The 26244-nt window shown below is 43.9% G+C and carries 20 protein-coding genes; 7 read left to right on the top strand and 13 right to left on the bottom strand.

Features of this window, described 5'->3' with window-relative positions:
• Nucleotides 1-143 precede the first annotated feature (143 nt).
• Nucleotides 144-638, top strand: coding sequence for a ribosomal protein S18-alanine N-acetyltransferase (rimI, locus tag CXF61_RS12570; protein ID WP_165598440.1), 495 nt, complete (start codon nucleotides 144-146; stop codon nucleotides 636-638).
• Between the two features lie 266 nt (nucleotides 639-904).
• Here rimI and CXF61_RS12565 read toward each other — a convergent pair whose 3' ends face one another.
• The 3 genes from CXF61_RS12565 to trxB are packed head-to-tail and all read right to left on the bottom strand — an operon-like array spanning nucleotide 905 to nucleotide 3199.
• On the bottom strand, nucleotides 905-1339 hold the full coding sequence (locus CXF61_RS12565; protein WP_102078510.1) for a MerR family transcriptional regulator: 435 nt from the start codon (nucleotides 1337-1339) through the stop codon (nucleotides 905-907).
• Between the two features lie 30 nt (nucleotides 1340-1369).
• Nucleotides 1370-2176 carry a leucyl/phenylalanyl-tRNA--protein transferase gene (gene aat / locus CXF61_RS12560; protein ID WP_165598439.1) on the bottom strand — a complete coding sequence of 269 codons (807 nt, stop codon included), beginning with the start codon at nucleotides 2174-2176 and terminating at the stop codon, nucleotides 1370-1372.
• Nucleotides 2177-3199 carry a thioredoxin-disulfide reductase gene (gene trxB, locus CXF61_RS12555; RefSeq protein WP_165598438.1) on the bottom strand — a complete coding sequence of 341 codons (1023 nt, stop codon included), beginning with the start codon at nucleotides 3197-3199 and terminating at the stop codon, nucleotides 2177-2179.
• A gap of 547 nt (nucleotides 3200-3746) precedes the next feature.
• Between trxB and CXF61_RS12550 the strand changes: the two genes are divergently transcribed.
• The 3 genes from CXF61_RS12550 (at nucleotide 3747) to CXF61_RS12540 (ending at nucleotide 9117) form a co-directional block, all read left to right on the top strand.
• Nucleotides 3747-7118 carry a DNA translocase FtsK gene (locus tag CXF61_RS12550; protein ID WP_227526689.1) on the top strand — a complete coding sequence of 1124 codons (3372 nt, stop codon included), beginning with the start codon at nucleotides 3747-3749 and terminating at the stop codon, nucleotides 7116-7118.
• A 108-nt stretch (nucleotides 7119-7226) separates the two neighbouring features.
• Nucleotides 7227-7508: a hypothetical protein gene (locus CXF61_RS12545; RefSeq protein ID WP_165598437.1), complete on the top strand. Its 282-nt coding sequence runs from the start codon at nucleotides 7227-7229 to the stop codon at nucleotides 7506-7508.
• A 115-nt stretch (nucleotides 7509-7623) separates the two neighbouring features.
• Nucleotides 7624-9117, top strand: a complete 1494-nt coding sequence (locus CXF61_RS12540; RefSeq protein WP_165598436.1) for an amidase — start codon at nucleotides 7624-7626, stop codon at nucleotides 9115-9117.
• 31 nt (nucleotides 9118-9148) lie between these two features.
• Here the strand turns inward: CXF61_RS12540 and CXF61_RS12535 are convergent, their stop codons facing one another.
• The 8 genes from CXF61_RS12535 to dapC form a co-directional block, all read right to left on the bottom strand.
• The gene (locus tag CXF61_RS12535) at nucleotides 9149-10039 is read right to left on the bottom strand and encodes a DODA-type extradiol aromatic ring-opening family dioxygenase (RefSeq protein ID WP_165598435.1); all 891 of its coding nucleotides are present in this window, start codon (nucleotides 10037-10039) and stop codon (nucleotides 9149-9151) included.
• Between the two features lie 84 nt (nucleotides 10040-10123).
• Nucleotides 10124-10612, bottom strand: coding sequence for a 23S rRNA (pseudouridine(1915)-N(3))-methyltransferase RlmH (gene rlmH / locus CXF61_RS12530; protein WP_057758501.1), 489 nt, complete (start codon nucleotides 10610-10612; stop codon nucleotides 10124-10126).
• 80 nt (nucleotides 10613-10692) lie between these two features.
• On the bottom strand, nucleotides 10693-11241 hold the full coding sequence (locus CXF61_RS12525) for a DUF421 domain-containing protein (protein ID WP_165598434.1): 549 nt from the start codon (nucleotides 11239-11241) through the stop codon (nucleotides 10693-10695).
• Nucleotides 11242-11426: 185 nt separating this feature from the next.
• Entirely contained in the window at nucleotides 11427-11912 is a 486-nt protein-coding gene (locus CXF61_RS12520; protein WP_165598433.1) for an ABZJ_00895 family protein, read from the bottom strand.
• A 69-nt stretch (nucleotides 11913-11981) separates the two neighbouring features.
• Nucleotides 11982-14039, bottom strand: coding sequence for a D-alanyl-D-alanine carboxypeptidase/D-alanyl-D-alanine-endopeptidase (locus CXF61_RS12515; RefSeq protein WP_227526688.1), 2058 nt, complete (start codon nucleotides 14037-14039; stop codon nucleotides 11982-11984).
• Nucleotides 14040-14362: 323 nt separating this feature from the next.
• Entirely contained in the window at nucleotides 14363-14968 is a 606-nt protein-coding gene (locus CXF61_RS12510) for a 3'-5' exonuclease (protein ID WP_193834231.1), read from the bottom strand.
• Between the two features lie 82 nt (nucleotides 14969-15050).
• A complete protein-coding gene (locus CXF61_RS12505; protein WP_165598431.1) occupies nucleotides 15051-17018 on the bottom strand; it encodes a DUF294 nucleotidyltransferase-like domain-containing protein in 1968 nt (655 codons plus the stop codon).
• 153 nt (nucleotides 17019-17171) lie between these two features.
• On the bottom strand, nucleotides 17172-18401 hold the full coding sequence (gene dapC, locus CXF61_RS12500) for a succinyldiaminopimelate transaminase (protein WP_165598430.1): 1230 nt from the start codon (nucleotides 18399-18401) through the stop codon (nucleotides 17172-17174).
• A gap of 261 nt (nucleotides 18402-18662) precedes the next feature.
• Between dapC and CXF61_RS12495 the strand changes: the two genes are divergently transcribed.
• Complete coding sequence (locus CXF61_RS12495; RefSeq protein ID WP_165598429.1) at nucleotides 18663-19334, top strand: hypothetical protein; 672 nt, start codon at nucleotides 18663-18665, stop codon at nucleotides 19332-19334.
• An 81-nt stretch (nucleotides 19335-19415) separates the two neighbouring features.
• Here the strand turns inward: CXF61_RS12495 and glnD are convergent, their stop codons facing one another.
• Both glnD and map read right to left on the bottom strand, forming a co-directional pair.
• Nucleotides 19416-22172, bottom strand: a complete 2757-nt coding sequence (gene glnD / locus CXF61_RS12490) for a [protein-PII] uridylyltransferase (protein ID WP_165598428.1) — start codon at nucleotides 22170-22172, stop codon at nucleotides 19416-19418.
• Between the two features lie 518 nt (nucleotides 22173-22690).
• On the bottom strand, nucleotides 22691-23482 hold the full coding sequence (map, locus tag CXF61_RS12485; RefSeq protein WP_371548431.1) for a type I methionyl aminopeptidase: 792 nt from the start codon (nucleotides 23480-23482) through the stop codon (nucleotides 22691-22693).
• 298 nt (nucleotides 23483-23780) lie between these two features.
• On the opposite strand from map, the gene CXF61_RS12480 reads away from it, so the two are divergent.
• Complete coding sequence (locus tag CXF61_RS12480) at nucleotides 23781-24857, top strand: esterase/lipase family protein (RefSeq protein ID WP_165598427.1); 1077 nt, start codon at nucleotides 23781-23783, stop codon at nucleotides 24855-24857.
• A gap of 46 nt (nucleotides 24858-24903) precedes the next feature.
• A complete protein-coding gene (locus CXF61_RS12475; protein ID WP_165598426.1) occupies nucleotides 24904-26013 on the top strand; it encodes a lipase secretion chaperone in 1110 nt (369 codons plus the stop codon).
• The last annotated feature ends 231 nt before the right edge of the window (nucleotides 26014-26244 follow it).

The raw sequence follows: 26244 nt of genomic DNA, 5'->3' as shown, positions 1-26244 counted from the left end.
TAATGAGCTTATGAATTAGTCATAAAAAAGGCCATCCTATCTAGGGTGGCTTTTTTTTATGATAAAGAATAAATAATGTATTCACTTACTTATATAATCTAAGTACAACCAAATGATGAGACTAATTAAATGAAAGGAACATCATGTTTGCGATAGAAGTATTACCAACGAATGCATTAAATTCCGAAAACGTTATTCAAACTGTTGCCAATATAGAAGCAATGGTGCAACCAGATGATGCTTGGAACCAGAAAACATTGGTTGAGTTGCTTGAGCAGGACAGTATTCGTCTGCTGATTGCTTACGATCAAGCCAAAGAAGAGAGCGTCTCTCATCGTGAGATAGTTGGCTATTGCTTATATCAAATGACTTTTGAGCAAGCAGAAGTGTTGCGTATCGGAACTGATCCAGAGCACCAACGAAAAGGCATTGCTTCGCAGGTATTGAATAGGCTGCATGAGCTGTTACAGCTCAATCAGGTCGAAAGTCTTTTGTTAGAAGTACGTGCCGATAATACAGCGGCGATAGCGTTATACGAGCAACAGGCATTCAATATTATTCATAAGCGTAAAGGATATTATAAAATGCCACATAAACCAGCAGTCGATGCATTAATCATGCAGCATACTTATATTTAATGAAGTGAGTAAAGCTTAGGGCATGTCCTCAATTCAAACGAGTGTCCTCTAAATGGGCTAAAAATAGCTAAATTTTGCCAAACATCGTCAAATAGTTGGTCAATATCTCGATATTATCTGCACTATTTTCCTCGTTTGACGGCAATTTATCTCATTTTTATCACCATTTTTAAAATGAGGACACGCCCTAATAAAAAATAAGTGATTATGATAAAGGTGGCTATAGCAGCTACGATATAAGAGCAGCATTAACTAAGGTTTAAGTTTTATTGCAAAGGAATTTTCTTTTTACAGACTTCCACATCAAGCTGATAATCACTATCTGCTTTCATTCGACCTAAAATATCCAAGCGTTCGCTCAGTAGCTCCACCATTATGCTGATATTGGCTTGCTGTTTTTTGACTTGTTCTAATTTTTGCTGAGTGAGTATGAGCTGCGAATCAATATCCAAATGACCATCATAATAATCATTTAGACTGTTTTTGATTTCGGTAAGGGTGAAGCCAATAGCTTGCGCGCTTTTGATTAGTTCTATGCGTTCGATACATTCTGGATGAAATTCGGTATATAAACGTGAGCCTGCCTGACGCTTGCGAGATTTTAGTAGGCCTAATTGCTCGTAATGGCGAACCGTATCTTTGGTCGTATTGGCCTTTGCTGCTAGCTCACCAATCAATAGAAACGATGTATCAAGTGCCATAATAACCTCTTATTTTTTTCGCTATGATAATCATAACTCTAGTTGCCACGGCGATTCGCTATCCAGTAGCGATACGGATAACGGTTTATGAGAGTGCTTTTGCCATGGCACAGACTGGCTGCCTATCAAGTTGTCTAACTGAGCTAGGAAATCAGCACGCGGTAAAGTAGTCGCACCTAAGCTCATCAAATGATCGTTCGGTAACTGACAGTCGACGAGTGCGACATTACTTTGTTCACACAGGCGCATCAGACCCCAAAACGCTAGCTTTGACGCATTAGATGCTCGGTGAAACATTGATTCGCCAAAATAGATGCCGTTTATCTTTAACCCGTATAATCCGCCAATCAGTTGACCTGCCTCGTCCCAAACTTCAATGCTATGAGCAAAGCCTTGCGCATGCATTTTGGTATAAGCTTCGATCATCTCATCATGAATCCAAGTATGCTCACCTTCAGGCTGATTGTCATTAAGTCTATCGCTACGTGGTAAGCTACAGGAATGTATGACATCGTCAAAAGCTTGATTAAGCGTCACTTGCCAACGTTCGCGATTTGATTGCTTACGTAGAGACTTACTCGGTTGATAGGCCGAAGGAACGATCACACAACGCGGCTCAGGGCACCACCAAGCAATAGGCTCATCTTCATTAAACCAAGGAAATAGCCCCTGAGCGTAGGCTGATATCAGCGTTTCAGGCGCTAGGTCACCGCCCATCGCGACGATACCAATACCATCAGGATCGATAGAAATGGGATCGGGAAAGTCATAACGCCCAAGACTTTTTAAAGTCTCAGGCGTGATGTGTTTATCGTGCTGTTGAGTAAAGTTGCCCATTTAGGCTTCTTTATCTGCAGTTAAGGTTGAATCATAAGTGTGATCACGAGCGACGGTTTCGCCCAGTGCATCCAAGTACTTTTCAGCATCCAGCGCAGCCATACAGCCAGTGCCAGCAGAAGTGATGGCTTGACGGTAGACGTGATCTGCTACGTCACCTGCGGCAAACACACCTTCAATACTGGTCTGAGTGGCATTACCATTCAGGCCGCTATTAACGATCAGGTAGCCATCTTTCATGTCTAATTGACCTTTGAACAAGTCAGTGTTTGGCTTATGACCAATAGCGACAAACATACCCATTGTGTCTAGTTGTTTGGTACTACCATCAATCATTGATTCGATGACGACGCCATTGACGCCCATGTCATCACCGACCACTTCTTTTACTTGGTGGTTCCATTCGATTGTGACATTACCGTTTTTGGCTTTTTCAAATAGCTTGTCTTGCAGGATCTTTTCAGAGCGTAGGCTGTCACGGCGATGTACTAAGGTCACTTCAGACGCAATATTAGATAAGTACAAAGCTTCCTCAACCGCTGTATTACCACCACCAATCACCGCAACTTTTTGGTTTTTATAAAAGAAACCATCACAAGTGGCGCAGGCTGATACACCAAGCCCTCTGAATTTGGTTTCTGACTCTAGTCCCAAGTACTGTGCAGAGGCACCAGTTGAGATAATGAGCGCATCACAAGTATAGCTACCGTTGTTACCTGTCAATTGAAAAGGACGCTCATTTAGGTTTACTTCATTGATGTGATCGTAGACCAGTTCAGTACCGAAGCGTTCTGCATGTGCTTTCATACGTTCCATCAATGCAGGACCTGTCAAATCATGCGCATCGCCTGGCCAGTTGTCGACTTCGGTAGTGGTGGTTAATTGTCCACCGACTTCCATACCAGTAACCATAACTGGCTTAAGGTTAGCGCGTGCTGCATAAACTGCTGCAGAGTAGCCAGCAGGGCCTGAGCCTAAAATAATGAGCTTTTCGTGACGTGGAGCAGTAGTGTCAGTTGCCATGAGTTGTTCCTTGCTAAATATACGAATTAAAAATGTAAGTTATAAATATAATAAAAGACGAATATCAAAAATGACTACGAATATGCTTCTTCTAATTGCTGTGTGATAATAACATAAGGGCACAGCGCACAAAGTGCAAGTTTGCTAAAACAAACACAGGTATCATTAGAATCAAAGAATAAAGAGCTTTGGAACATAAGTGCAAAAACAGAGACTATTTTATAGAATTTAGGCAATACAGTTAGCCATATTTTGCCACTCGTGTTTCGCTAACCAGCTGTTTTCTTGCACAAAGTGTCTACTGATTTACTTTCTTACACGCTTTCTTGATAAGACTGTCGCCACTGCACCTATGTATTTGTTATTATAAGAAGTTATGCCAAGTGTAGTAGGAGCCAAGCGATAACGGTTGTTTCAAGGCTCTATGATCGGCACATGCCAAACAAACACTCCGCTCGGTATATTTATGTCAACACTTTATGTCAGCATGATTAGGCTTAGTCATGCATTGGCGACCATTTAGTATTAATAACAAGGCAGATCTTACGTGATATCAGCACCGCTTATTGAGTATTTAAAAAAGGGAATGTTTACCCTCCTTGGGTTAATAATGGCCGTTTATCTGTTTGTCATTTTGATGACTTACACAGGCAACGATCCTAGCTGGTCGCACATCAGTAGTGATATGACCACGATTAATAACATGGGCGGCGAGGCAGGCGCATGGTTATCCGATTTGCTTTATAGCTTTTTTGGGTTTGGTGCTTGGTGGTTTTTGGCGTTTGTGGTGTACGAATCTATCTTAATTTGGTGGGAAAACAAGCCAACGTTTTGGCTCATGCGATTGGTCGCTTATGTGTTTTTACTATTAAGTGCTAGCGCATTATTTGCACAATTGGTCTCTTTAGTTCAACAAGTCACAAACCCTGACGCAATCGGTCTCGAAGGTGTCGCTGGTGGTATCATCGGGCTAGAATTACAGGCGCGTTTGGCACAGCTACTATCGCAGTGGGGGAGTGTGGTTTTCTTAGCAGTGTTCGTTGTGATTACCGCTACGTTTGCCTTTAATATCCATTGGATGACGATATATCAAAAGGTTCGGGCGCTGTCGTGGCTTGGCTCAGGTGTAAAAAGTCAGGATGCTATTGAAGCTACTGAAACGAGCATTGCATTACAAGATGATAGCCAGAACTTAGATGAACCGGTAGATAAAAAAGTAGAGCATAAGCAGCTGCCACTTGAGTTACAGTCTGCGGAAAATACTAGCGGTACTCAAGACGTCAGCAGTAGTGGGCGTTTCGGCAGTGTATTGTCAGACTTTTTGGCAACATCAGGATTGGCAGATAGTGTCAAAGCCTCTGTCATCGCAGCAAAAGCAGCGGCGACACCTAATAGCTCAAGAGGTGAGCAGGCAAATACCGATACAGAAAAGTTTAAAGCTGCTACTGATAATACAGCCGACAATGCAGTCCAGCCATTAGTTTCAAACTTGACTGCACCTGTTGCTCGAAAAGTTGAGCCAAGCTTTGCGTGGAATGATGCCAGTACGGTCGATGATTTACTTGCAAGTGAGCAGATGGCTTACAGTGCTAATGGCATGGACAGCTCGGCTATGCCTATACCCAACTATTCCCAAACGGGTACTAGTACCACAGCATCGTTAGAGAAAGCAGTACCTGCTACTGCAGTAACTACCACGACGGAAGCGGCTGCTCAACCAGATATAAATGATAAAGAATCATTAGCTCAGTCATCAGTTGATGAGTCAGTGAGTAGTAATTTAGCCAGTCAGCCAGTCATTGAACCTGCTGAGTCTAAAATCTCTACGACACATGAGACTGCAGAAGTAGATAAATTAGCAGAAGCATGGTTGGCAGAGCATGCTGATATATCAGAACCTACAGAATCTGTTGTAGAAACGTCTGAAGACTCTAAGCCTGTTCAGGAAACCGTAGCAGCTGAGTCGGTAGTGCAAGAGAAGACTCCAGAACCTATTGTAGAAGAGCCTATTAGCTTTGCGCAGGGATCTGCCAATCAATCGTCTGATACGCCTGTAGAGTTGCCACATACTGAAAAGACAGCAGTAGCCCCTGAGCCTGAAGTTGCTCCGGTAACAGTAGAGACTGAGCCTGCATTGCCAGATGTGCCAGATGTGTCAGACATGACACCAACCAATACGCCTCCTGCCAATCCAAAAGCAGCGCCAACGGTGGAAGCGACCAGTCCAGTCTCGAATATACAGCCTGAGCCTAAAACGTCCGCGCAACCATCTGTTAGTTTTGCTGTCCCAGAGGGCGATAGCAGCAACCATATCACTGATATGATGCCAGAGGACGACAGTGATGACGACATTAATGTACCGGTCATGCCTCATATTAGTGATGATGCAGCTTTTAGTCAAAAGTCACGCTCGATGCAAACGGCAGCTTATCGCAGCAGCCTGACGCCTATTCCAGAAGTGTCTATATTGGATAAGCCAGATCCTGATCGTAAGCCTAGCTATACTGTGGCTGAGCTTGAAAAACTGTCTGAGTTATTAGAAATTAAACTACAAGAATTTAACGTAAAAGCCTCTGTGGTTAATGCTATTCCAGGGCCTGTCGTCACCCGTTTTGAAGTAGAGTTGGCTGCTGGGGTGAAGGCTAGTAAAGTCACAGGTATCTCGCGTGATTTAGCGCGCTCACTATCGATGGCTTCTTTGCGTGTGGTAGAAGTGATTCCGGGTAAACCGTATATCGGTATCGAAGTGCCTAACAAGAAACGTGAAATGGTACGCTTGATTGAACTGCTCAATACAGAAACGTTCAAAGACCCGAAAGCGCAGATTAGCATGGCAATGGGTAAAGACATTGGTGGTAACCCAATCATTACCGACCTTGCGCGTGCGCCGCATATGCTAGTCGCTGGTACCACAGGTTCTGGTAAATCAGTATTGGTCAACTCAATGCTACTATCGATGCTACTCAAATATACACCCAATGAGCTGCGTCTTATCTTGATTGATCCAAAGCAGCTTGAGCTTGCTAACTATAATGATATTCCGCATTTGCTAACGCCAGTAGTCACAGATATGACGGAAGCGGCCAGTAGCTTGTCATGGTGCGTGGCAGAGATGGAACGTCGCTATCAACTGATGAGTTTACTCAAAGTGCGTAAGCTTAATGAGTTTAATAAAAAGGTCATTGCTGCTGAAAAATCAGGTAATCCAATGCTCGATCCTCTATGGCGTCCAAATGACAGCGTAAGTATTAGCCAAGCACCCAAGCTAAAAACACTACCCATGATTGTCATTGTCGCGGATGAGTTTGCTGATATGATTATGCAAGTTGGTAAACAAGCCGAAGAGCTCATCACACGTTTGGCGCAAAAATCGCGTGCTGCCGGTATTCATTTAATGCTAGCGACTCAGCGTCCATCAGTCGATGTCATTACTGGTCTGATTAAAGCCAATATCCCAGTGCGTGCGGCACTACGAGTCAACTCAAAAGTCGATTCACGTACGATTTTGGATAGTGGCGGTGCTGAGGACATGCTAGGTAACGGTGATATGTTGTTCTTGGGGCCAGGGCAAATCGAGCCAGATCGTGTACATGGTGCTTACGTTAGTGACGAAGAAGTTAACCGTGTCTGTGATGCGTGGCGTGAGCGCGGCGCCCCTGATTATATTGATAATATGGCAGGCAATTTTGAATTGTCTAGCCCAGGCGGTGGTAGTACAGCCAATGCCTCTGGTGAAGATGATGATTTATATAATGATGCCGTGGCCTTCATCATGGAAACACGTAAGGTTTCTGCTTCAAGCATTCAGCGTAAATTCAGCATCGGCTACAATCGTGCTGCGCGTATTGTCGACTCTATGGAAGAAGCTGGATTAGTCAGCTCGATGGGCAAAAGTGGCAAACGTGAACTATTGATGTAGATAAATACTATCCTTAAAAACTGGTTTTAATTAGTTATCTTTAATGGTTCATATTAGAATAAGTATCAAAAGTATTAACTGCACCTGCTGAATATATAGGAAGGTTTTATGAAGAAATTGGTATCCATTATTATCATTATGTCTTTAGGTGTCTCCGATATAGCGTTTGCTGATACGTTCCAAAAGCATATGTACTGCTCTAAGCCTAGTAAGCCCTACAATTTTACATCCGAAGCCCAGTACAATAGGTTTGTCGATGACGTTAATAAATATCAAATTTGTATTAACGACTTTGTTGAAGAACAAAACCGGGGAACTAAAAATCATCAAAAATCTATAAACAATGCAATTGAAGAGTGGAATAGGTTTGTTCAGTTCGAATTGAAATAAAGTTTTAAATAATAGAAAAGTCGAGCAAAGTTGTTTGACTTTTTTTATGTGTAACTATAATTAAGAACGTAAAATTTAATCTTATTAAACACTATCAAACTAGGGAAGGTTAGTTATGTTTAAAGAATATACTCAATATGATGGACTAGCCTTAGCGGTATTGGTCAATTCAGGTGAGGTAAGCGCGAAGGAATTGCTAGATGCTGCTGTCCATCAAGCCAATCAAATCAACCCTAAGCTAAATGCTATCGTGCATCGTTTTGATGAGCGCGCTTACAATGCTGCGCAGGCGGGTTTGCCTTCAGGTGTGTTTACTGGCGTGCCGTATCTGCTAAAAGATTTATCATTTAGCTTCGCCGACGAGCCGATTACGATGGGCAGTCGCAGCGTCAATATCATCTCAGAAAAAGACAGCGAAATCGTCAAACGGATGAAGGCGACAGGTGTTAATACCTTTGGCAAGACTAACACTCCTGAGTTTGGTTTGATTATCACCACTGAGCCAAAAGCGCATGGTGCTACTCACAATCCTTTTAAAAAAGGCTATAGCTCTGGCGGCTCGTCAGGGGGCAGTGCAGCAGCAGTTGCGAGTGGTATTGTACCGATGGCAGGCGGCGGTGATGGTGGCGGCTCGATACGTTTTCCATCTGCTTGGTGCGGTACGTTTGGGTTAAAGCCAAGCCGCGGACGCAATCCAATGGGCCCTAATCTTGGTGAAGGTTGGGAAGGCGCCGTTGCTGACCATGTCATTACGCGTTCGGTACGCGATAGTGCAGCGATGCTAGATGCCACTAGTGGAGCAGAGATTGGTGCCCCTTACGTTATTGCTCCACCAGACGGCACGTTTCTGCAAGCGGCCATGCGTGCACCGCGCCAGCTAAAAATTGCTTTGCATCAGCAGCCTTTGATAGCCAATACGACAGTGGACAAAGAAGTGTTGGCGGTACTTGAGCAAACGGCTAAGCAACTAGAGTCTATGGGTCACGAGGTAGTACCAGCTGAGCCAAACATCAATATCGATCAGTTTTGGCATGACTTCATCGTTGTGGTCTGCGCGCATACGGCTTTTACGATTGATAATATCGAGCGTGAATTTGGGGCTGACCAGATCAAAAACCTAGAGCCGCAAACCTATAATATGGCACTGCTTGGGCGTTCGCTATCAGCGGTTGATTTGGCACACGCCAAACATGGCTGGCATCATAGCCAGTATCAGACAGGTCTATTACTAGAAGACTACGACATGATTTTATGCCCGACTGTACCCACGCCTGCAGTAAAGCATGGTGTGTTACCGCCTAGCCGTATGGATGAGGTGATGATGCGTAGCGCCGAGGTGCTTAACAAGGGCTTTAATATGGGTAGATATGCCTTTAGCTCAGGCATGATAGAAAAGCTCAGCGCACCTGTATTAGGTAAGATGGGTTTTACGTTATTGGGTAATGTTACAGGGTTACCCGCAATGTCAGTACCCGTTGGTATGAGCAAAAAAGGCCTACCGATTGGCATGCAATTAATCGGGCGCATGAATGATGAAGAGACATTATTCAGCGTGGCGGGCGAGATGGAGCGCGCAGGTTTATTTACCAAACACGCTTTTGAGAAGTAAGGTTAAGCTCTAGTGTTCGTATTGGTCGCACTCAATCAAAGCGATAGATATCCATACCCAAACTATGATGGGCCATACTTTGATGAACGACAGAGACGCGCTGACCAGTACCTAGTGCAAAAAACAACGGTAGCAAGTGCTCATCACTTGGATGAATGTCCTTGTAGTCTGGATACTGCTGCCAGTCGAGCGCCGTGGGAATGTCTATTTTGAGCTGCTGCAACAACCATTGCTTAAACGTTTTGGCTGCTTGATCGATGCTGTCAGCTTCCCAGCGCAATGCTTGCAAATTATGCGTAATGTTACCTGAGCCAATGACGAGAATTTGCTCATCACGTAGATGTGCCAATTGTGCGCCTAATTGATAGCAGGCAATACTGTCATAATGCTGTGGCAGTGATATCTGTACGATAGGTACATCGGCTTCTGGATACAGATGTCTGAGGGGCGCCCACACACCATGGTCACAGGCACGCACTGGATTGACACTACAAGTGATACCACGTGCAGTCAGCTGCTGAGCAAGTGTCTCAGCCAGCGCTGGTTGGCCTATAGCAGGATACTGAATGTCGTAAAGTTCAGGCGAAAATCCTGAAAAGTCATGCCACGTCTTTGGCTGTGGATTGCTGCTAATCTCTAGCTTTGCTGACTGCCAATGCGCTGACATAATGACGATGGCACGAGGCTTGGGTAAGTTTTGACCGATTCGTGCCAGTGCGCTGGTCGTAGCAGACTGTTCAAGTGCAAGCGTGGGCGCGCCATGCGAGATAAATAGCGCTGGTAGCTTAGATATATTGGGCGCTACATCAGACGTATTTTCCCATACGGCAGCCGCTGTGATAGGCGTTTGCACACTATGATGGTCATCACGTTGATGAGAGGGCTTAGAGGCGTTGGGTGTCGCGTGTTTTGGATATTTCATGTTGCATTTATTAGGGCGTGCACCAATTTTTCAATCTATTCTGCGACTGATGTTCCAAATCAAAAAAATAGCTTAGTATTTTATTTAATTACCACGGTGATAAGGGTGATTATTGTTGATACTCATCGCGCGATACAGTTGTTCCATGAGTACGACGCGTACTAGCGGATGCGGCAATGTCAGTGCTGACAATGATAATTTTGCATCGGCCTTTGCCAATACTTCTGGTGAGACGCCGTCTGCACCGCCGATGACCAAGGCAATATCATCGCCTTGCAGCATGCCATCAGCGAGCTTATCAGCCAGTCCTTCGGTCGAAATCATCTTGCCTTTGACATCTAATACCCACAATTGCTCTCGGCTTGATGCATTATGAGCGGCTAATATAGCCTGACCTTCTTGCTCACGGTACTGTGCCAAATTAGCATCTGAAGGATTTTTTGCCCGCTTGGCAGCCGCAATTTCGACAATTTCTGTGCTTAGCATTGGTTGAATGCGTTTGTAATATTCGTCAAAACCCGTCTGTACCCAGCTAGGCATTTTATTACCAACGGTCAAAATCCTTACTTTCATAATACTTACATCTCGATAATTGAATTCAAGCTTATTAGGCCGTGTTCTTAATAGTTGTATCGTTCTTTATTGTCTGCAATTTACATTAGAGGATTAATCGTCTCTGATACGTTGCTATTCGTGTTTTGATCATCGTCGCTTTTACCACTTTGGCTTGGCTTTGGAATGACAGTCAGCTTTGCGTCAGACTCAAAGACAATGGCTTCGACATCATCAAAACTATTAATCCCTTCAGAACGCATGGCACACTCGATTTCTTGACGCGTCAAGCGCTCATCACGCATGGCGTCTGGCAAAAACTGCCCTTGATAAAAAACGATACGCGGCTCTGATAAAATAAAGTTACTAAATTGCGGTGAAATAGCCGCATATTTGGTCACCACAAATTGTAATAGGTACAGCACTAAAATCGACGAAACCCCTTCCACAAAGGGAATGTCTTTGAGCAAAATCGTACTGGCACCTAACGAGCCGATCATGACCGTTACGATCCAATCGAAGTTATTGAGCTGCGACGTCGAGCGTTTGCCAGAGATTTTGGTAACTGTCACGATCAACACGTAGACCATAACAGTTGTCAAAACAATACGACCAAGCTTGTCTATGCTGTCAAAAAAGATCATGTCCATAATGTTCGCTCCTATTATAAAGGTAAAACAAGTCATCGCTAAAACTTTACTTACTAGGGCGCGCCTTACTTTGTCTCATTTTTAGTACTATTCTTAAAATAATGACACGCCCTAAACTTAGCCTAACGGATTTTACGCATTAGCAGGGGAAAACTTTGTAGCACCTTGTAGATGATGGTTTGTACTTACGTTGATTTGCGTATAGGGTCTAATAATCGATTGATAGACCATAGACTGATTCGCGCACTGACTAGAGTGAGAACCAGCATCAGCATTAGTGATGAAAGCAGGGGCAGTGGACGCTGCATCGCCATCTCAAACAGTACCTCACGGCTTATCGTATCAAACAGCCAAAACCAGATGGCTGAAAAATAAATGACCGTCAGCATCCAGACAATCACAACCCCACCAAACATCAATTTATTAATCTCATCTCGCGCTAATGCTCGCTTCTGATGTTTGATAAATTTACTAACAGCGATATAGGCACCTACGATAATAGAAACCACCATGACCAATTGTGGATTGAGCGCAAGTTTGGTCTGTATCATCATAAATATGGTACTGGCGAGCGTGTATCCAATCGCAAAAAAACCGACATATCGTGCCATTTTGGGCTGCACTTGTACAAGCGTCTGAGGTTTGTTGAGACTGGTTGTCTGGCGTGACATAAGCTAACCTTTATAAAGGTAAAAAATAGAGTATTGATAATAAATCGACTTAAAGCGTTAATTAAAATATCAACGCTGTGCCGTCCAGTCGAGCATGGCATCTAATACAGGCCTTGCTGCATAAGGATTTAATGCTTGATCAGTATTGATTATGCCGACGACAACGTAATCCTGTCCTGACAGTCCTTTGACATAACCTGCCATTGAGGTGACGTTATTTAACGTACCAGTTTTTATCCATGCGCGGCCAGTGGCTGTTGATTCAGGCAAGCGATCGCTATGGGCGGCAATAGTGCCACTAACCCCAGCGACCCCTAACGAATCGACATAGGCTTCAAAATTTGGTCGACTATAAGCATAAGTCAGTAGCTCACTTAGGTTGGCGGCAGTGATAGTACACTCACGGCAAAGTCCTGAGCCATTGGTCAAATGAGGCGGCGGTGTACTGAGGTTGGTTTGCCACCATTGATTGATGGTTTGTAAGGCTGCTGGATAGTCTGTCGTAGTAGGCTTACCAAACTGATATAAGCTATCAGCCTTTTTACCATTAGATTTAACAGCCGCTACTTTATTATCCATCTCATTACTAGCTTTGACTTCATGACTGCTTGGACTAGTCGCAGTTGTGCTAGAAGGTATTGGATGAGTCAGCCTTCCTTTATCGTAAGCGCCTATAGATAGCGCCACTTGCTCAGCCATGACATTGTTTGAGAAGTGGTTAATGTCATGAATCTGCTCGGTTAAATTCAACGACGGATAGCTGACCATAGGTAGAGGCGACATCGCGATAGCCGTAAGCCCGTGCGCTCGTTTTGTTGTCTTGGTCACATCGTAAGAGGTTTCTTGCGAGATGACCTGCCCACTCAAAGTATTCCCCAACGCTTGCCATTTGGCAGCGATGACGTGTGCCGCAAACTCTTTGGCATTGGGATACGCCACATAAAAGATATGCTCGCCGCAGCTCTCTGGCAGACTGGCATTTAACACAAGCTGCGTGTTTTGCCACTGCGGCGCTAGGCTATAGCTTGCTTGCCCACAACTGGCTGCACGGGTATTGATTGTAGCAGGCAGCTGATAATTGGCTAACCGCGGCTTATAGGTCACGCTTGCCTGGCCATTATCCTGAGGGTAAGTTTTGATACCAATGGTGCTAAAGTTAACCAAAAACCCATCAGGACTAGCGTTATAAGGGCGTAGCGGTGAGTTATCAAAGGCGGCTGGATCTTTACTAACATTATTAAAAACTGCGCTGTCGATGATGATGTCACCATCGATATGACGAATACCTGATGCTTGCACTTTATACAGCAATTGCTTCAGACGTTCGTGGGTCATTTTGGGGTCGCCACTTCCTTGAATAATCAAGTCACCATGTAGACGGTTGCCGATGACAATACCTGTGTGATAAACCCGTGTATGCCACACAAAATCCGCCCCTAAAGTGTCCAAAGCGATAAAGCTAGGCACGAGTTTCATGGTGCTGGCAGGCGTCCGAGGGATGTCAGACTGGTGATCTAGCAAAGGCGAAAATGAAATCTTTATAGAGGTTTTATTATTACTTGCCGTATCTTGGGCTTTGGCATTCTGATCAAGTTTATGCTGAGGTTGGTCAGGGATAACCGTTGGAATGCTCTCTACGCTCTGATAAGTATAAGGGTCATCAGTATAAGCATGTATTTTTTGCTCGTGCTTCTCAATGGTGCGCTGCTCTATGGTGCGCTGCTCTATGGTAATTAACGCGCTCTGATGGCTCGGATCGCTGCTACTTGTATCCGTAGAGGCGTTCGTAACTGGATGCTCAGATACTATAGTAGTTGCAGATTGGCTGTCAGATTCATCATTATCAATGACTTGAATAGGAGTAGGCAGACGGCTGGCAGCCTTGTCACCCACAGGTGTAATCACGATGCTGATATCCGCTTCTGTTAGATCGGCACGTGCCAAGGCTTTTTGAATGGCTGCTGGCAACACGGCTTGTGCATGTATTGGCGCTACTATAACTGCTGCCAATAACGCTAACCTAGATAGACGTTTACTAGGTTGGTTCAGCGGTCGCAAATGACGACAAAGCGTATCAATTTTGGTTGCAGCAGTAGAGTAATGACGGCGTTTAGAAGGGTATCGCATGAGCATCTTTCATCAGGTGGCAAAAACAGCCTATGGTAACATGAGTTGCTGTTTTCGCGCACGATGCCAGCAGCACAATTTTAGGGCGTGTCATCAATCTGAACAATAAAGTTTAAATGGGCTAAAAATGGCTAAATCTTTGCCAAACTGCGTCAAGTAGCTGGCTAATATCTCGATATTATCTGTACTCCTTTCCTTGTTTGACTACCATTTACTTCATTTTTATCACCATTTTCAAAATGAGGACACGCCCTAGCGATAATGACGCCCTTATTTAGATAACTAACTCTAACTATAGATTGAACTGAGAGCATGACTTGCTGCTAACGCACATGTAAAAAAGCCATCGCCGTCATAACAGCATCGTTATAAGCATCATGCGCGCCCAGTTCAGGAATATTGTAATGGGCTAATATGCGATTCAGATGTTGGGCTTGGCCAGAAAGCCCTTGTGTATGTCCGCTGATACGCCGACTGTACAGGTGCCGCAAATCTATGACTTCGTTTGGTAGCGAGGTTCCCATATAGCGTTTTACCAAAGGATTTAAAAAAGCCATGTCTAGCTGTGTGCAGAATCCAACGATTGGTCGATTACCTATGAATGGTAGCAGCAGTGCCAACATGTCATCGTAACTCATGCCATGCTCAACATCGGCGGTACGCAAGCCATGAATGACAATAGTGTCGCGGTCTGGCATTACAGGAGGTCTGCAAACCAAGTGCATGCCATTACCCGTGTCGATGGTATTGCTATTAATATGTATCGCTGCTACAGACAGCAGGTGATGCTTTTTGGGGTTCAGTCCTGTCATTTCGCAATCAATCGCCACCCACTTCTCAGCCGAAGGTGTCGTAAACATTGAGGCCAGCTCTGGACGCTGCAATTGCGTCTTTTGCCAAGCGCAAGATAACTGCTGTAACCAGCTCATATTAATCGCTCATCTATATATGTCATTTTTGTATTTGTAAAATTTCTGTATTTATGAAGCCTCTATATTAAGACGGCCACACTTATGCGATTTCTAGTTGATAGCGTTGACGCAGCTGATTCTTAAAGCTTTTGACCACCGACAGACACTCTTTGAGTAGGTCACGTTCAAGCGCAGTCAAAGTCGTTGGATCCACTTGCCGTGCATGCTTATCATCGGTTGAGAGCGCCACAGATAAGCGCTGCGCCATAAAAAACTCTAGCGCTTCTAGTAAAGTATCGGCACGCTCTTGGGTCATAGCATCACCCTGTACCAGAGCCTTTAAACGCGCCTTGGTACTAGGCACATCGAGCACATTGTTTTCTAATGCTAAAGTGCGGATGCCATGAACCAAGGGAAAGATACCGGCTTTTTTTAGGTCAATATCAGATGATGCTGATTTACCACCTAGTAAAGGTACAAACTTCTGCCACCATTGATTAACATCACCAAACTGTAGCGCTGCCCGCGCAAACTGCCTGACAAACATAGGATCTGCTTGTTGATGAGCAAGTTCTAAGTGCTGACGTACTTGAGTAAGCAGTGACTCATCGCCGCAGACGTATTCAGCATCTAGTATCGCAGACAAGTAAACACCATGCATCGGGTCGGAGTTCCTAAACCATAGGTCAATTTGTGCAGTGTATTGCTTGAGCGGTTGTCGCCACATAGGATTGGTCATCATAATATTACCATCACACAGTGGGTAGCCAAGCGTTGCTAAATGGCTATTAAAAGTATCAGCAAACTGTGCTAAATCAGGGTGTGTATAGCCATCACGAATGATGAGCGCATTGTCTTGATCGGTACGCATGATTTGCTCACCGCGCCCTTCTGAACCCATAACGATAAGGCAGGTATTAGCCATCACTTCATCAGGTACGATTAGCTGCCATAGCTTGGTAAATACCTGCGCATTTAGCGTCTGTACCATACGACTGATATTGCCGATTTTGACACCATTGTGATGCTGTGCTCGAATATAGCGCCCGATCAGCTCAACAGCGGTATCTAGGCTCGATAAGTCTTGTGCCTGTTCGATTTGAATACTAATCAGCTGTGAATGATGACCAATATGAGCGAGCATATCGCTTTGCCCAAGCACACCGACGACATTGCCACTCTTATCAATGACTGGCAGTCTATGAATACGATAGCGAGTCATGGTTAGTAGCGCATCGCCAATCTCATCACTGGCTTTGATGGTACGGAGATTAAAATTAGCATAGCGCTGGCAAGGGGTGATAGCTGGATCTTGTCTGTCACTTACCGCGCGACAAATATCAGTATCGGTCAAAATCCCTAAGAGTAATCTTGTCTCATGTTGCGCTGTTTGTGAGCTATCCGAACCATTTAAACCCTCTAAGCTATGTATCGGTCTGACCAGCACATGTTTTAATCCAGCTTTGGTCATGATGCGGGCCGCTTCGTACAAGCTATCATTGGCATCGACGATATGGACTGGTAATAGATGAACATCTATCACTGGTTGCAGCATGATTTGCTGTACTTCTTGTTGGTTGGTATAGCTGGCAGGATCTAGCGTTTTGTTATGACGTCGTTGGCGCAATGCTTTTAATCGTTCAGGCAGTTTGTCTGATAGCATTTGGCGTACCAGATGATTTTGCGCGCTGATTTTATCGATAGCATCACCAGCGACTTGGAGCAGTAACGTCTCTTCACTGGCTCGGAACTGATAGGGTTGTATAGGTGTACTTTCAGGCTCTAGCTGATTATCCTTGACCAGTGACTCAGGTAGGCGGCGGCTATCAAACCAATCATTATTGTTCAGACCGTCAGCGTGATTGCTACCGACATAGGACGCGACAAATTCACAATCTAGTGACTGCTCAATCTGTCCTTTGATGACCACATACAGACATTGCAGCTCTTCTGCAGGCAAGCTCTCGCTTTTAGCAAGGTAGCGTATTTGGGTGTTTTTTCTAATGCTTTGACGCTCGGCTAAGCTCAATACATCGAAAGGCGGTTGGCTAAAATCAAGATGGGGCATGGCATCATCCTTGATGGCATATTTTCGGTAGAGGCTTTACTATAGCATTAATAAACCAGAAAGCCTCCAATAACCACAATATAAATAGGGTTATTGGAGGCTTTTTAATATAGCGACATTTATCTCAGCTACATTAGATTTTTCTAATTAGCTTTAAGCACCTAATAATTTGCGGATACGACTGATTGCTTCTCGGCTCTCATCGACACTCGCGACCAGAGCGATACGCACATAACCTTGTCCAGGATTATGACCATCAACTTCACGTGACAAATAGCGTCCTGCCAATGCATGAATATTGGCTTGCTCATACAACGCTTTGACAAAGATTTCATCATCACCGCCAAACTGCTCAGGTACTTTGACCCAAAAGTAAAACCCAGCATCAGGCATACGTAACTCTAGCAATTCCCCAAGCTCAGACATCCATAGGGCAAACTTCTCTTGATATAGCGCTCGATTATGAGCGACGTGTTTTTCGTCTTGCCACGCAGCGATAGAGGCGAGCTGGTGTGGTATCGGCATTGCACAACCTTGGTAAGTACGATATTGCAAATAAGCCTGCAAAATTTTGGCATCACCAGCCACAAATCCAGAGCGCAACCCCGGTAAGTTTGAACGTTTGGATAGAGAGTGGAACACGATACAGTTTTTGAAATCACGGCGACCAAGGGCCGCACAGGCTTGAAGCAATCCAATCGGAGCTGTATCAAAATACAGTTCGCTATAACACTCGTCACTGGCAATAATAAAACCGTACTGATCTGACAGACGAATGAGGTATTCCCAATCATCCATTGTCATGACGGCGCCTGTTGGATTGTTTGGACTACAGACAAACAATAGCTGCGTACGCGTCCAAACGTCTTTTGGTACCGCGCGATAGTCACTTTTGTAGTCATTAGCTGATGTACAAGGGACAAAGTAAGGCGTTGCCTGTGCCAATATCGTAGCGCCTTCGTATATCTGATAAAACGGGTTGGGCATGACGACTGTAGGCGATGTGTTAGACGCTAGAGAATCGCTCTCTTTGTCAGCTACATCATGATCAACGACCGCTTGTACAAAGCTAAAAATCGCTTCACGCGTACCCATCACGGGTAATACTTGAGTATTGGCATCGACGTGATTAAGAAAAAACCGCTTCTCTAACCAGTGGGCGATGGTTTGGCGCAGCTCAAACATACCGTTTGTAGTTGGATAACGACTTATTTTGTCCAAGTTTTCGCGTAGGACGTCCAGCACAAATGCAGGGGGCTCATGTTTCGGCTCACCGATACCGAGCTTTATTTCACTGTAACCGTTGGCAGGCTTGCTATCGGCAAGCAATGTTGCCATCTTTGCGAATGGATAAGGATGGAGATGCTTTAAGTTGTGATTCATAAGTGTGATAACTATAATAGACAATTAATAATAAAGTTATAAAGAAAATTTACATTAGAGCAGTGTAGCACTTCTCTAATTTTTTGTCCTTTTCTTCTTATATCGTGAATAGGCATTTACCAAACGTAAGCTATTCATTGTATGACTACCAAATAGGTAGTCGCTCAAAAGTCTTTTGAACCTTTCATAATTTATAATCTATAACAATATAAAAAATGACTACATCACAAAAGTGGTAGATCGTTTTAAGGATAGTTTGATATGTCTAGTGTGCTAAATAATGATGATCTCATCGCTAAAGATATCAATAATGAAAAACTTGATAACAGTGTGCAGCGTTCTAACCTGTATAAGCTGCTCAAAGAGCGTGAACAGAGCTGGTGGCAAGCGCGCCAACAACTGATCGAACGTCAAGAAAAGAAAATGTTTTGGTATGGTGAAAACAGCCTCATTATGTGGCTGTTATGGCAATTGGTCGGCTACGTGGTAGTGGCAATGGCCTTGATGCTGCTCAATAATATATTTGGTATCTCATTACCGCTATGGCAATACATCTCTTTGTTTGTAATACAGACCCTATTTTTTGTCAGCGCACTTGCTGCTAAAGGCCAGTTGGAAAACAAACTGCAGCGCAAAATAGACAACGATGAGCTGATGCGCGAAGAGGCGCTCAATGAGATGATTATTTTGGCAGAGGATAGCCTGTATCCTGATATACATGCCAAGTCGCCTATTTCTTTAGAAGCATTAGACGATTATCTAGATGGACAGTTTCACCTAGCAAGCTTGCAATGTTTGCTACAAAAAGAAGTCGATGCTGGACGATTAATCATGGAGCAGCAGCCACTTGAAGTAGGTGTTTTGCCGCCAGATCTTGCTGACGATGAATTGAACGAACATGCTAGCGAGATAACTTATAGAAGTACGTTATAAAACGTACTTCTATGATGACTATCAGACTACTTTTGCTAGTTAATATTCAAAATAATGGTTAACCAAAACTATCTAGCCGTATCAAAAATATATTACGCTATTATGCTCTTTCTGAACGGTAAGACTGGCTAATAGCGCTTCCTTTAATGCTTCCAGTCTATCAGGTGAGAGTGGCTTATCGTTTTGATCACTGATATAAAACATATCCTCAGCACGCTCACCTAGAGTAGTAATACGCGCAGCATGTACTTCGATTTGCTCTTGCAAGAAAACTTGCCCAACTCGCGCCAATAGCCCTGGCTGATCAAGCGTTTCTAAGCTCATGATGTGCTGGCCTGATGCTTCATTGAACTCAAAGTTAATCACCGTTTTCACTTCAAAGTGTCTTAGTTGACGCGGCATACGCTTGTTCGTCAGTTTAAGCACGGTAGGGTCTTTGAACGAGTCAATTAAGCGTTGTTTTAGCTCTTGTTGGCTCTCCTCATCGACCAGCAATGTGCCACTAGGATCTAGCAATACATAAGAATCCAAGGCAAAGTCACGGGTCGCTGTGATAATTCGTGCATCTAAAACATCGAGATTCATCTGATCAAACACTGCCATAGTAACGGCAAATAGGTTCGTCTGATCTTGGGTGTAGACAAAGACCTGTACCGCATCAAGCGCCAATTCGCGATGTTCACGCAAAACGACCAACGGCGGACTGTCAGCATTAGAAGCCAATCCAATCGGTGGGTGATTCAAAATAGCTTCAGTATGCCATAAGATATCTTCTGCAATTTCTCGCAAGAAATACTCATCGCCCAAGTCATCCCATAGACGCAATACTTCATCGCGGTTCATATGTTGGTTATTGACATTATCTAGCATCGTCAACGCTTGCTTGCGTGTGGCACTAATCATATCTTGACGATTGGTAGGCGCATCGATATCAGCGCGCAAGATGCGCCTAGTTTGTGAGTATAGCTGTTTCATGAGGGTCGCCCGCCAGCTGTTCCATAGCTGTGGGTTGGTCGCATTCATATCAGCCACCGTCAGTACATACAGATGGTTTAGATGAGTTACATTGCCAATAAGATCAGAGAAAATAGTCACCACTTCAGGGTCTGAGATATCTTTTTTCTGTGCAGTAATCGACATGAGAAGGTGATAGCGCGTGAGCCAGCCTACTAAGTTTGCGTCAGCCAAGCTCATACCATGCGATAAGCAAAACTCAATCGATTCAGTTTGACCAAGTTCACTATGATCGCCGCCACGGCCTTTAGCAATATCATGGAACATCGCTGCCAGCACCAAAATCTCTTTACGCTCGATACGCTGAAAGATAGAGCTGACTAGAGGGAACTCTTCATGGAAGGTTGGATCTGTAAATCGATGCAAGATTCTAATTAAAAATAAAGTATGCGCGTCTACCGTATAACGATGGAACAAGTCATATTGCATAAGGCCAGTAACTTGCGCAAACGCAGGAATATAGTTACCCAATACCCCATAGCGATTCATGGTACGTAGACGATGAAACAGGTAGTTTTGTTCTTTTAAATTCGATAAAAACAACGCTTTGTGAGTAGGGTTGTCTCTATATATCTGATCGATGCCTCGCGCGGCAATTTTGAGTGCGCGCAAAGTATGGGTGCGAACTTTATCGATGCCATGCTGACCCATCAATAAAAACATTTCTAAGATAGACTCAGGGTGCTGTGCAAAAACTCGATGATGCGCAATGGCAATCTGGTTGCCAATACGATTGAATCGCGCATTTATAGGCTGTTTTTTTGGACGTTCATCGTCAGGCAGCTGCGGCTCTATGATCGTTTCATAATAATGATTGGTCAGCATCTCAGACAGTGTTGATATCTGCATCGCACAGCGATAATAGTCACGCATAAACCGTTCGACCGCAGCATTAGGCTGGTCATCAGGCTGGGTCTCGTAGCCCATTAGCTGAGCAATCTCACGTTGATAATCAAACAACAGCTTGTTTTCATTACGGCCAGTCAGTACATGTAAGTAATGTCGAATTTGCCATAAATATCCTTCGGCAAAGCTCAACTCATCAAACTCTTTTTCAGTCAAAAAGTTCTGTTGCACTAAATCATATAGCTTGCTCACGCGAAAATAACGCTTAGTGACCCAGCCGATGATATGGATATCACGTAGCCCGCCCGGTGCTGTTTTGATATTGGGCTCAAGGTTGTACTCGGTGGCATTGTGCTGCAAATAACGCGCTTTGGATTCTTCCATTTTTACATCAAAAAAGGCGCTAGGAGACCACTGTTTATTGACGATTTGAGCAGGCATGTCTTGCAATGTTTCATTGCCGATTAGGAGTCGAGCCTCTAGCTGAGCACTGGCAATCGTATGATCAAGCGCAGCCTCTAGCGCATCATTGACACTACGTACAGAGAGCGCAGGCTCTAGTCCTATATCCCATAGTAGAGCGACCAGTTTGTCGATTTTACTACTGGCATCAGCACCTATTTCACCAGGAGACAGGAGCAAAATATCGATGTCTGAGTAGAGCGATAGCTCACCGCGCCCGTAGCCACCAGTCGCAAAAAACGCCAAATCAGTCTTATCTAACTCAAACCATTTGAATAATGCAATCAATAGGCTGTCGATAGCGCAAGCGCGTGCTGCAACCAGCTGACGAATGTTAGTACCACGTTCTAATGAGCGGCTGATATCGTCGTTGATTTGTGCCAACCATTCAGGAATGCCAAGTAGATTCTTGTCTGTCACATTTTTAGCTGACAGTGGGGATGAGTCTGTCGCCACTTCACTTGGTAGTATCGGTAAAGGCGTCAAATCAACAGAGGCGATATCACAATTAAACATGAGTGTTATCCAGTTAAGAGTTTAGAAATAGAACGTTTGAGCTGAGCGCTATTGGGCATCTAATGTGCTTATGGTTAATAAAAGTCACGAATAGCATATATCAATATAGGTGCTGATAAATATATCAATAGAAGTTATCAGGTCATCTGAGTATAAAGACAAAGCGCCTATAAGCACAATACTCAATATGGACTAGGGCGTGTTTGATATTCACAAATAGGCACTGCTGATTGCTAAAACTGTTCTAGACAAGGCGTAAAACGACGGTAATGCTTGTGCCTTAACTAGGTTTACAACGCAGTATGGGGCAGTTTTAGCCTCAGCTCCAATATTAGTAGAAGGAGACAGGGCTATTTTTTGCCATTTCATTGTTAAAAATCGACGGTTAGAATGGCTAAACTTACTATTTTTAACGTCGAACTGTCTAAAAAATAGTCTCTGTCAGTGCCATGGTTGAATATCAAACACGCCCTAATTAAAGACCAAAAAAAAGACCGCCTAAGCGATCTTTGATTGTACTACTGCGTCAAAAAACTTAAATCTTCTTCGGGGCGAGTGGTAAACACTTCACAACCATTGTCTGTTACGACCATGGTGTGCTCCCATTGAGCAGACAGTTTGCGATCTTTAGTAATCGCCGTCCACTCATCAGGCAAAATCTTAGTCTGCCACGTGCCTTGGTTAATCATAGGCTCGATGGTAAACGTCATACCTGTTTTGAGCTCAAAACCAGTGCCTTTTTTGCCATAGTGCATGACTTGTGGCTCATGGTGGAATTCATCACTGATACCATGACCACAGAACTCGCGAACGATACTAAAGCGCTCAGGCTCGACAACGGCCTGAATAGCAGCACCGACATCACCTAAGCGAGCACCGTTCTTGACCACGCTCATACCTGCATAAAGAGCATCTTGTGCCACTTTGCAAATACGCTGTGCCATGATAGAGCCGTTGCCGACGATCCACATCTTTGAGGTATCGCCATAGTAACCATCTTTGATAACAGTCACGTCGATGTTGATAATATCACCATCTTTTAGTAGCTTGCTTTCAGTTGGGATACCGTGACAGACAACATGGTTGACTGAGGTACAGATAGATTTTGGAAAACCATTATAATTAAGTGGGGCAGGGATAGCCTGCTGCACATTAACAATATAGTCATGGGCGATCTGATTGAGTGCTTCGGTACTGACGCCCACTTTGACATGCTCGTCGAGCATGACAAGGACATCACTAGCGAGTTTACCGGCCACACGCATTTTTTCTATGGCTTCTGGAGACTGGATAAGGGATTTTTTAGTCATCATCGTATATCTTATAATTATGGGTTCATTGTGGATAGATTATACCATAAACGTACTAGTGACACTTTTATGTTAAGTGATAGTGAACCTATCATTATCATTGATAATAATTGCTTTACAGCATGGTGAGGGCTTATATGACTCATTAGTCAGGCTAATATATTCATATTTTGACAAATTAGTTGAATGTTGCAGGATATATAAGTAATGTAATTTTGCCTGCTAACGGAATTAGCAGCAATTTTTACTGTAGTTGTGCAGTAAAAATAACCAAATCAATGATAACAAGGATGTTGTTATGACGCTTTCTTTGTACATTCGTGCAGCTCTCACACCAAAAAAATTGTTACCGATACTGGGCTCAATCAGTGCTGGTGTGCTTCTAATGACCATGCAAACCACTTCTGCTCAAGCTGCAGGACAATACTATAATTGTGCCAATGCTAACGGTTGCAAGTTGGTGGACAGTAAATATTTCACTTCTAGTTACACTAAAACTCAATATCCAGTCGTCTTAGCACATGGACTTGGCGGCTTCACAACGCTATTTGGAGTCATTGACTATTTTAACGGGATTCCTGAAGACTTGATGAAAGGTGGCTCAGAGGTATATACCACCAAAACGTCAGCGGTCAATAACAGCGAAGTTCGAGGTGAGCAACTGCTACAACAGGTCAAGACCATTGCTGCCATTTCAGGTGAATCTAAAGTCAACTTGTTTGGACACAGTCAGGGCGGTATAGATATCCGTTATGTCGCTGGCGTCGCGCCAAAGTACGTGGCTTCAGTAACCGCGGTATCAAGCCCAGAACAAGGGTCAAAAACCGCTGATTTTGTTAAAAACGTCCTTGAGCCAAATAATACTTCTGGCGAGCCATCTAATGTCACCACCCAGCTCGTATCAGGCGTGTTTAATCTGATTGGTGGCTTTACAGATATTGGTTCTGGTATCAGTTTCAATCAAATACAAGAGCAAGATGGCTGGCAAGCGCTCGTGGCTCTATCGACCGATGGTGCTGCTAAGTTCAATGCCAAATTTCCTGCAGCAATGCCAAAAAGCTATTGTGGTCAACCGACTAGTACGGCGGTCAATGGCATCAAGTATTATTCGTTTAGCGGCGTTGGGCAAATAACGAGCGCACTTGACCCTAGCGATTACCTATTGGCCGCAACGGGCGTACCGTTTGCAGGTGAGTCTAATGATGGATTGGTATCTGCTTGCTCAAGTCGTCTTGGCTATGTGATTCGTGATAATTATAGAATGAACCATTTGGATTCCGCCGATCAAGTCTTGGGTCTGACGGCATGGGGAGAGTCTGAGCCAAAATCTATCTATCGTACTCAGGTAAACCGTTTGAAAAACGCCAACCTATAAGCTGAACTGTAAAATAATAATGTTCATTGATTGAGAAATATCGTTTATGTCAAATAACCGCCGTCCAGCCTATGTCACAGTTGCTATCATCACCGTGGTTATCATTGCCACAGCGGCGGTTATTTTATGGTTCAAGCCTGATAGCAACGATATAAATTCAACTTCAATCAAACCGTCCGTCTCCGATAATGAGACTAACGAGTCAATGACAACTGAGTTGGCTGCGGGACAAGTCGTAAAAGCGACAACGCTACCCAGCCAGTCTCAATTTGTCACAGGATTAGAAAATTTACCACGTTCATTAAAGGGTACCCAGATTGATGGTGAAATCATCATCGATGAAAATAAACAGTTAGTCGTCACTGAAGGTCTGCGGCGTTTGTTTGATTATTTTTTATCCGCCCTAGGTGAGGAAGAAGAAGCGGTTATATTTGCCCGTGTGGAGAGTTATATTCGCCATCACACACCAGAGCCTGCCGCTAGCCGAGCTGTCACTATTTTTAATCAATATGTTGCTTATCTTAAAGCACTTCCTGAGATAGAAAAGCGCTATGGTAATCTGCAATTACAGGCGACCAAAAGTGGTGAGCTGGATTTGAATGCAGTTGCCCAACAAAAACAAGATGTCGCTAATTTACGTCAGCAGTACTTTGACAAGCAAACCATCACAGCATTTTTTGGTGCAGAGGATGACTACGATAATTATAGTATAGAGATGGTCAGAATTGACCAAAATAAGCAGATGTCTGACGCACAGAAACAAGCTGCCCGTCAGGACTATATCAGTCGATTGCCAGATAATGCTACTAAAGCCAATATCATGCAACAGGCCAATATTAGCGAGTTGATGACTCGCACTGAACAGATGAAAGCTCGTGGTGCAACGCCTGAGGAGTTATATAATATGCGCCGAGAGCTAGTAGGCGCACCAGCAGCAGAAAGGCTGGCACAAGTAGATCAAGAAGACGCTAATTTTGACCAACGCTTCACCCAGTATGAAACTCAAAAAAATCGCTTATTAAGTCAAGGTGTCGATGTAGCCCAAGCGCAAATTCAAATCAATCAGCTTGAACAGCAATTATTTAATGACACTGAGCGCAAGCGTTTAGATGGTTATGCGGCATTACAACGACAGCAAGCTGTGAATAATCCCTAATTACCGTCAATAGTTATCGTCAATAACCATCGTTGATACGGATGGATAGAGTGAGCAAGATTATAGTTAGCAGCTCATTTAGGTGCTGGCAAGAGTAAGTAGTCAGATATTTGCAAAGTAGTACAAAATGCATTCCGAATAGCTACCCAGTTTATGATGACACCTCCCTGTGAGTCATGCACAATATTGCCATTGTTTAGAGCATTAAATAAAACAATAAATGAATCATAA

This window comes from Psychrobacter sp. 4Dc, assembly GCF_002836715.1.
GTDB lineage: Bacteria > Pseudomonadota > Gammaproteobacteria > Pseudomonadales > Moraxellaceae > Psychrobacter.
This window is presented reverse-complemented; position numbering and strand designations above follow the sequence as displayed.